We start from the raw sequence: 7,634 nt of genomic DNA, 5'->3' as shown, positions 1-7,634 counted from the left end.
TTCAGGGCCGGACCCCGCAAGGGCTTTTTTGGAGAAAGATGACATTTTTTTAGCGCCTTCGAGAAAAGCCATAAAAACAAGGGGTTTGCGCGCGAACTTTTTCTGCGCGGCGGCGCTTTCCGGGCTTGGCGGTCTGTCTTGCCGGTCAGAATCGAGGCGATTTGCGACTTATCCACAGACTCGGACGTAGGGTCAGCTTTGAATCAGCCCCCCAAGAAACCGGAATCGAGGGGGTGTTTCGGTGAATCGTGGGGGCTGGAGGCGGATGAATCGGCGAGTCAGGTCGAAATTTTCTGCATCGGGGGTGAAGATTCTTCGATTCACCCGCCGATTCACCTCTGCGAGTCGGGCGACTCGGAGTGATTCAGGCGACGAGCGCTCTTTTCCGGGGTTTCGGAATCACTCGGAGCGCCAAGATCGCCAGAATCGCGCCCATGTAGAGGAGCGGCTCTACCTGCCAGCCCTTCGCAAGCCACACCCAGTGCAGCCCGCCGAGCAGAACGGCCGGGTAGACGAGCTTATGCAGCTTCCGCCACCGCGCGCCGAGTTTGCGGACCGACGCATTATTGGAAGTGACCGCCAGCGGGATCAGCAGAACGAAACCGATGAAGCCGATGGTGATGTAGGGGCGTTTGACGATGTCGCCGAGGATCTGCCCCCAGAGCAGCGACATGTCGAGCACCAGCCAAGTGAGGAAGTGGAGCAGTACATAGAAGAAGGAGACCACCCCGATCGCCCGGCGGAACTTCAGCAGGTTCAGACCTGTCCACTTGCGCAGCGGCGTGACGGCCAGGCCGACGATGAGCAGTTGAAGTGCGAACTCGCCCAAGCTGTGTTCAAGCGCCTTGATCGGCTCCGGCCCGCTCGCGCCAGTCGCGCCCTGCCACAGCCAAAAGGCGGCCGGCAGCGGGGCCACTATATAGAGTGTCCATGCAGGCAGCTTCCGGAGCGAGGTATTCAGCGCGTCGATCATCGGTGGCTCAGTAGTTCTTCGTGAGATCCATACCGTCGTAGAGCGCGGCCACCTCTTCCTCGTATCCGTTGAACATGAGGGTCTCTTGCCGCTTGGCGAAGAGCCCGCCGCCGATCACCCGCTCCGAAGCCTGGCTCCAGCGCGGATGGCTCACTTGCGGGTTCACGTTGGAATAGAAGCCGTACTCCCGCGCATTCAGGTTATTCCAGGTCGTCGGCGGCTCATCGGCCACGAGGCTGATGCGCACGATGCTCTTGATCGACTTGAAGCCATACTTCCACGGCACCACCAACCGGATCGGCGCGCCGTTCTGGTTGGGCATGGGTTTCCCGTAGATGCCGGTCGCCATCATCGTCAGCGGGTGCATGGCCTCATCGATCCGCAGCCCCTCGACATAGGGGAACGGGATCACCTTGCGCCGCACGCCCGGCATGTTCTCGGGCTGAACCACGGTTTCAAAGGCTACGTAACGCGCGGCCTCCTGAACACCGGCTTTGGCCAGCAGGTCAGCCAGTTCGAAACCGTTCCATGGCACGATCATCGACCAGGCCTCGACACAGCGGAAGCGATAAATCCGCTCTTCCTCAGTCAGACCATCGATGAGATCGGCAAGCGTGTAGGTGCCGGGGCGGTCGACCATGCCGTCAATCTCGATCGACCAGTTGGAAGTATCGAGTGCGCCCGCATTGTCGGCTGGGTCGTTCTTGCCGGTGCCGAACTCGTAGTAGTTGTTGTAGCTGGTGATGTCGTCAAAGCTGTTCGGCTCAAGCGTGTCGCCCGCCGCTTCGGCCCGCCCCGCCAGCGCACCGGCCATGCCCGCCGCCGTCAGACCGGCGATGATCTGGCGCCGGTTCAGCCAGATTGCCTCGGGCGTCACATCGGCTTTGGTCAGTTTGTTCGTCCAGCGGTGGGCCATGTTCGTCTCCTTCTATCCCCACACAGTATATAGAGGCCGAAACCTGAAACATTTCTCACGAGCCGGTTTGCTTACAGGATCGTCAGAGGCTGAAACAAAACGCGCCGCTCATTCGGGCGGCGCGTTGAAGCTGGGCAGGATGCGGTTGAACGGGATCGAGGTGCCATCGGGCTGCACCAGCCGCACATGCCGCCGCCGCATCAACCGGGGCTCGGCCACACCGACCGAGTGAGCAATCGTCTCAACCTCCTTGATCACCGACTTGGCGTAGGCGGCCACCTTCCTGTCTTTGTCTTCCACCACCAGCCCTTTCTGGAAGCGCGGGTTGTGGGTGGTGATGCCGGTCGGGCAGGTGTTCTTGTTGCACTTCAGCGCCTGGATGCAGCCAAGCGAGAACATGAAGCCGCGCGCCGAGGTCACAAAGTCGGCGCCCAGCGCCAGCGCGAGGGCCACGTCGCCGGGGTTCACCATCTTGCCGGAGGCCACGAGGCGGATGCGTTCCTTCAGCCCGAACTCGTCGCGCAGGTTGTTGAAGAGCGGCAGCGCCTCGCGGATCGGCATGCCGACGAGGTCCATCAATGGCATGGGGGCCGCCCCCGTGCCCCCTTCCCCGCCGTCGATAGTAATGAAGTCCGGCGCGGAGGCCTCGCCGCGCTCTTCGATTAGTTTGAAGAGCGGTCGCCAGACCTCGATGTTGCCGATCACCGTCTTGAAGCCCACGGGCTTGCCGGTGACCTCGCGCACATGGGCAATATAGTCGAGAAGGTCGGCCCAGTCGTCGATCTCGGGGTGGCGGTTGGGCGAAATCGAAGCCTCGCCCACGCGGATGCCCCGGATCTCGGCAATCTCGGGCGTCACCTTGGCAGCGGGCAATATGCCCCCCTTCCCCGGCTTTGCCCCTTGCGCCAGCTTCACCTCAATCATCTTCACCTGCGGATGGTCGGCCAGTTCGCCGAGCTTTTCGTCCGAGAGGTTCCCGTCATGGTCGCGCACGCCGTATTTGGCGGTGCCGATCTGAAAGACGAGGTCGCACCCGCCTTCGAAGTGATAAGGGCTCACCCCGCCCTCGCCCGTATTCATCCAGATGTCGGCCAGCTTGGCCCCCCGACTGAGCGCCCGGACGGCGGGCTTGGAAAGGGCACCGTAAGACATGCCAGAGATGTTGAAGATCGACTTCGCCGTATGGGGCGTGCGGCAGTGCGGGCCGATCAGCATCGGCTCGGTCGAGGCGAACTGGTCATCGAGGGGCGGGAAGGCGGCGTTGACGAAGATCGGCGTGCCCACAACGCTGATGTTGCGAGTGGAGCCAAAGGCGACGGTGTTGGAATGGCCCGCAGCCGCGTGCTTCACCCAGTCCCGCTGCGCCCGGTTGAACGGCAGCTCCTCGCGGTCCATCGCAAAGAAGTACTGCCGGAAGAACTCGCCCAAGGTGGAAAAGAGGTGCCGGAAGCGGCCGATTACCGGATAGTTGCGGCGGATGGCGTCCTGCGTCTGGGTCTTGTCGATGACGAAGAGCACGACGGCCAGCAGCATCGCCAGCCCGATGAAGATCAGCAGCGCAAAGGCCAGAAACTCCAGCGCCCAGCCCGCCCAATCCATGAACCACATTCACCTGCCCTCCGTTGCTTGCCCGGAGGATGCGCAGCCGTGGCGCGGGTGACAAGTGCTGCGGTGTGGGATCACACCGGAATGCCCATCCGCTTGTAGAGAAATGACAGCAGCCACGCCGGCCCGATCAGCAGAAACTGCACATCCTTGAAGAACGAGGGCTTCTTGCCCTCTACCTTGTGGCCCCAAAACTGCCCGACCCATGCCAGCACAAACACCACCGCCCCGATCTGCCAGACCGGTATGCCGGCGACCGCGTCCAGCGTGACCGTCAGCCAGTAGCAAAGCCCCGCGTAAAGCGCGAAGCCTACCGCCAGCGTGGGCGAGAGAATGACATAGTATAATAGAGAGAGCGCCAAAACGACGGTGAGCCAGTTGAGCCAACCGATTTCGGCCATGAAGCCAGGCTGCGGGATGGAATAGACAAAGACCATCACTGTCCAGACGATCACCGGCACGCAGACCCAATGCACCGCCTTGTTCGTCGGGTCCTGATGGCTCTCGCCGTATTCGTCGAGCAAGGCGTGAATCCTGCGTGCCATCGGAGCCTCCCCTCTGCCGTGATTGGAGCGAGGCTAGCCTGCCCCGCCCCGGCGCGGCAAGATCAGAGCCGCAGTGAGGGCAAGCCGATGCCGGTGCTCTCGAAACCGCCGTCGACCGAAAGCAGCTGCCCGGTGATGTAGCTGGCTTTTTCGGAGAGCAGGAAGACGATGGCCTGCGCAATCTCCTCCTCCTTGCCATAGCGGTTGAGCGGGATTGCATCGTGGTAGGCGGCGCGAATGTCGGGGGTGTGGACGGCAAGGGCCAGCTTGGTGTCCACGGGGCCGGGGGCCACGCAGTTCACCCGCAAGCCATGCTCGCCCCACTCCGCCGCAAATTGCTTGGTCAGGTGGATCACCCCGGCCTTGGAGGTGCCATAGGCCACGCGCAGGGTGCTGGCGCGGTGGCCGGAGATGGAGGCGATGTTGACCACGGCGCCCTTGGTTTCGATGAGCGCCTCGCGTGCCGCTTGAGAGCAGAGGAACACGCCATCGAGGTTGGTCGCCATCACTTCACGCCATGTGGCGAAATCGGTCTCGGCTTCGGGGCCGAAGAGGGCAACGCCCGCGTTGTTTACAAGCCCGTCGATCCGGCCCAGTGCCGCCTTGGCCTCGGCCACCGCGCGGGTCACGTCCTCCGGCACCGACACATCGGCAAAGACCGCTACGCCGCCCGGAACTTCGGCCACTGCGGCCTCGAGCGCCTCGCGATCCCGGTCAACCAGCGCGACCTTCCAGCCATCCGCCGCAAGCAGCTTCGCCGTGGCCAGCCCGATCCCGCGTGCCGCGCCCGTGATGATTGCGCCCTTCATTCTCGCCCCTCCCATGCAAAAGGCCCCTCCCGACAGGAAGGGGCCCTCGCATCTCTAGGCGGGCGCGCGGCCCGGATCAACGGCGCTCAATGCACCACGGCATCATCCGGGCGCGGGCGGTTGGAGCCTGTCACCTTGTCACCGATGATCAGCCCTTCGGCCCCGGCGCTCACCGTAACGGTGTCGCCGTCGCCCACGTCGCCGGCGAGCAGCATCTCGGCCAACTCGTCCTGCAAGGCGCGCTGGATCACACGCTTCAGCGGGCGGGCGCCGAACACCGGGTCGTAGCCCTCGTCGGCCAGCCACTTCTGAGCGCCCTCGTCGAGCTCCAGCCCGATGTTTCGACGCGCCAGCCGCTTGCGCAGGAGGCCGAGCTGGATCTGCACAATCCCATCCATGTCGCCCCGGCTCAGCCGGTCGAAGATGATGGTCTCGTCCAGACGGTTCAGGAACTCGGGGCGGAAGTGCGCCCGCACCGCGTCCATCACATCGCGCTTGGCCTGACCGGCGTCGGCCCCATCCGGCAACTGGCTCAGAGCCTGTGCGCCGAGGTTGGACGTTAGAACGATCAGCGTCTGCTTGAAGTCCACCGTCCTGCCCTGCCCGTCGGTCAGCTGCCCGTCATCGAGCACCTGAAGCAGCACGTTGAACACGTCGGGGTGCGCCTTCTCGACCTCGTCGAAGAGCACGACCTGATAGGGACGCCGACGAACCGCCTCGGTCAGTACGCCGCCCTCGTCGTAGCCCACGTAACCCGGAGGGGCGCCGATGAGCCGGGCGACAGCGTGCTTCTCCATGAATTCGCTCATGTCGATCCGCACCATCGCGCTGTCGTCGTCGAAGAGGAACTCGGCGAGCGCCTTGGTCAGCTCGGTCTTGCCCACGCCGGTCGGCCCGAGGAAGAGGAAGCTGCCCAGCGGGCGTGCCTCGTCGTTCAACCCGGCCCGCGCACGGCGCACGGCATTGGACACCGCCCGCACTGCCTGGCGCTGGCCGATCACCCGCTTGCCGATCTCATCTTCCATACGCAGTAGCTTTTCACGCTCACCTTCCAGCATCCGGGCGGTCGGGATACCCGTCCACCGCTCGACCACCTCGGCGATCTGCTCGGGGCGCACGGCCTCCTCGACCATCACGTCGCTCTCGCTCGCTTCGGCCTCGGCCAACTGCTTCTCGAGCCCCGGGATCACGCCGTAAGAAAGCTCGCCCGCCTTGGCGAGGTTGCCCTCGCGCTTGGCCTGATCGAGCTGGGCGCGGGCATGGTCGAGCTGCTCCTTGATATCGCGGGCCGACTCGAGCTTGTCGCGCTCTGCCTGCCACTGGGCAGTCATCTCGGCGGAATTCTCCTGAAGCTCGCTCAGCTCCTTCTCCAGCTTTTCCAGCCGGTCCTTGGAGGCTTGGTCGTCCTCTTTCTTCAGCGCCTCGGCCTCGATCTGCATCTGCAGGATCTGCCGGTCGAGCGCGTCGAGCTCCTCGGGCTTGGAGTCCACCTCCATGCGCAGCCGCGACGCCGCCTCATCCACGAGGTCGATCGCCTTGTCGGGCAGGAAGCGGTCGGTGATGTAGCGATGGGAAAGAGTGGCCGCCGCCACCAGGGCGGAGTCGCTGATCCGCACACCATGGTGCAGCTCATACTTCTCCTTGATGCCGCGCAGGATCGACACGGTGTCCTCCACCGTCGGTTCCTCCACCATCACCGGCTGGAACCGGCGGGCGAGGGCGGCGTCCTTCTCCACGTGCTTGCGATACTCGTCGAGCGTGGTCGCACCGATACAGTGCAGTTCCCCCCGCGCCAGCGCGGGCTTCAGCAGATTGGAGGCATCCATCGCGCCATCCGCCTTGCCGGCCCCGACCAGCGTGTGCATCTCGTCGATGAACAGCACGATATCCCCGGCAGCCGCCTCGATCTCCTTGAGGATCGCCTTCAACCGCTCCTCGAACTCGCCGCGATATTTGGCCCCGGCAATCAGCGCGCCCATGTCGAGCGCCATCAGGGTCTTGCCCTTCAGGCTCTCCGGCACGTCACCGTTGACGATGCGGATAGCAATACCCTCGGCGATGGCAGTCTTGCCGACGCCGGGCTCGCCGATCAGCACCGGGTTGTTCTTGGTCCGGCGGGAGAGCACCTGCATCGCGCGACGGATCTCTTCGTCGCGCCCGATGATCGGGTCGATCTTGCCGTCGCGGGCGCGCTCCGTGAGGTCGAGCGCGTATTTCTTCAGCGCGTCATAGCCCTCTTCGGCGCTCGCCGTATCGGCGGTGCGGCCCTTGCGGATGTCGTTGATCGCGCCGTTCAGGTTCTGGGCAGACACCCCGCCCGCCTCCAGCGCCGTCTTCGCGCCCGAGCGCACCACGGCCAGCGCGGTCAGAATCCGCTCCACGGGCACAAAACTGTCGCCTGCCTTCTTGGCGATCTTGGCGGCCTCGTCGAGGACCTTGCCGGTCTGGCTATCAAGATAGACCTGCCCGGCGTCGCCCGAAACCTTGGGCTGCTTGGCCAGCGCCGCTTCAAGCGCTTCGACCACGCGTTCAGGCGAGCCTCCCGCACGTTTGATGAGGTTGGAAGCAAGGCCCTGCTCATCGTCCATCAGGGCTTTCAACAGATGCTCGGGCACCATCCTCTGATGATCTTCCCGCATCGCGATGGTCTGCGCCGCCTGAATGAAACCGCGAGACCGTTCCGTGAACTCGTTCATGTTCATCGGTCATTCTCCTTTGCTAAGCGCCCTGTCATGAGGTCTGCCCGCCCGGCGGCACAGACCCGTATCGGGCCTTCTCATCCTATT

General features: G+C 64.0%; 6 protein-coding genes. All 6 read right to left on the bottom strand.

Going from position 1 to position 7,634, the window contains the following annotated elements:
- Positions 1 to 364 precede the first annotated feature (364 nt).
- Positions 365 to 973 (bottom strand): protein-methionine-sulfoxide reductase heme-binding subunit MsrQ, encoded by a 609-nt coding sequence (gene msrQ / locus KUV38_RS19340; protein ID WP_222471862.1) that lies wholly within the window; start codon positions 971 to 973, stop codon positions 365 to 367.
- A 7-nt stretch (positions 974 to 980) separates the two neighbouring features.
- A complete protein-coding gene (msrP, locus tag KUV38_RS19335; RefSeq protein ID WP_222471861.1) occupies positions 981 to 1,889 on the bottom strand; it encodes a protein-methionine-sulfoxide reductase catalytic subunit MsrP in 909 nt (302 codons plus the stop codon).
- A 108-nt stretch (positions 1,890 to 1,997) separates the two neighbouring features.
- Positions 1,998 to 3,488: an FMN-binding glutamate synthase family protein gene (locus KUV38_RS19330; protein WP_222472130.1), complete on the bottom strand. Its 1,491-nt coding sequence runs from the start codon at positions 3,486 to 3,488 to the stop codon at positions 1,998 to 2,000.
- An 80-nt stretch (positions 3,489 to 3,568) separates the two neighbouring features.
- Positions 3,569 to 4,039, bottom strand: a complete 471-nt coding sequence (locus tag KUV38_RS19325) for a DUF962 domain-containing protein (RefSeq protein WP_222471860.1) — start codon at positions 4,037 to 4,039, stop codon at positions 3,569 to 3,571.
- A 62-nt stretch (positions 4,040 to 4,101) separates the two neighbouring features.
- On the bottom strand, positions 4,102 to 4,848 hold the full coding sequence (locus KUV38_RS19320) for an SDR family NAD(P)-dependent oxidoreductase (protein WP_222471859.1): 747 nt from the start codon (positions 4,846 to 4,848) through the stop codon (positions 4,102 to 4,104).
- A gap of 86 nt (positions 4,849 to 4,934) precedes the next feature.
- Positions 4,935 to 7,550 carry an ATP-dependent chaperone ClpB gene (gene clpB / locus KUV38_RS19315; protein ID WP_222471858.1) on the bottom strand — a complete coding sequence of 872 codons (2,616 nt, stop codon included), beginning with the start codon at positions 7,548 to 7,550 and terminating at the stop codon, positions 4,935 to 4,937.
- Positions 7,551 to 7,634: the final 84 nt, after the last annotated feature.

It is taken from the genome of Vannielia litorea (assembly GCF_019801175.1).
Taxonomy (GTDB): Bacteria; Pseudomonadota; Alphaproteobacteria; order Rhodobacterales; family Rhodobacteraceae; genus Vannielia; species Vannielia litorea_B.
This window is presented reverse-complemented; position numbering and strand designations above follow the sequence as displayed.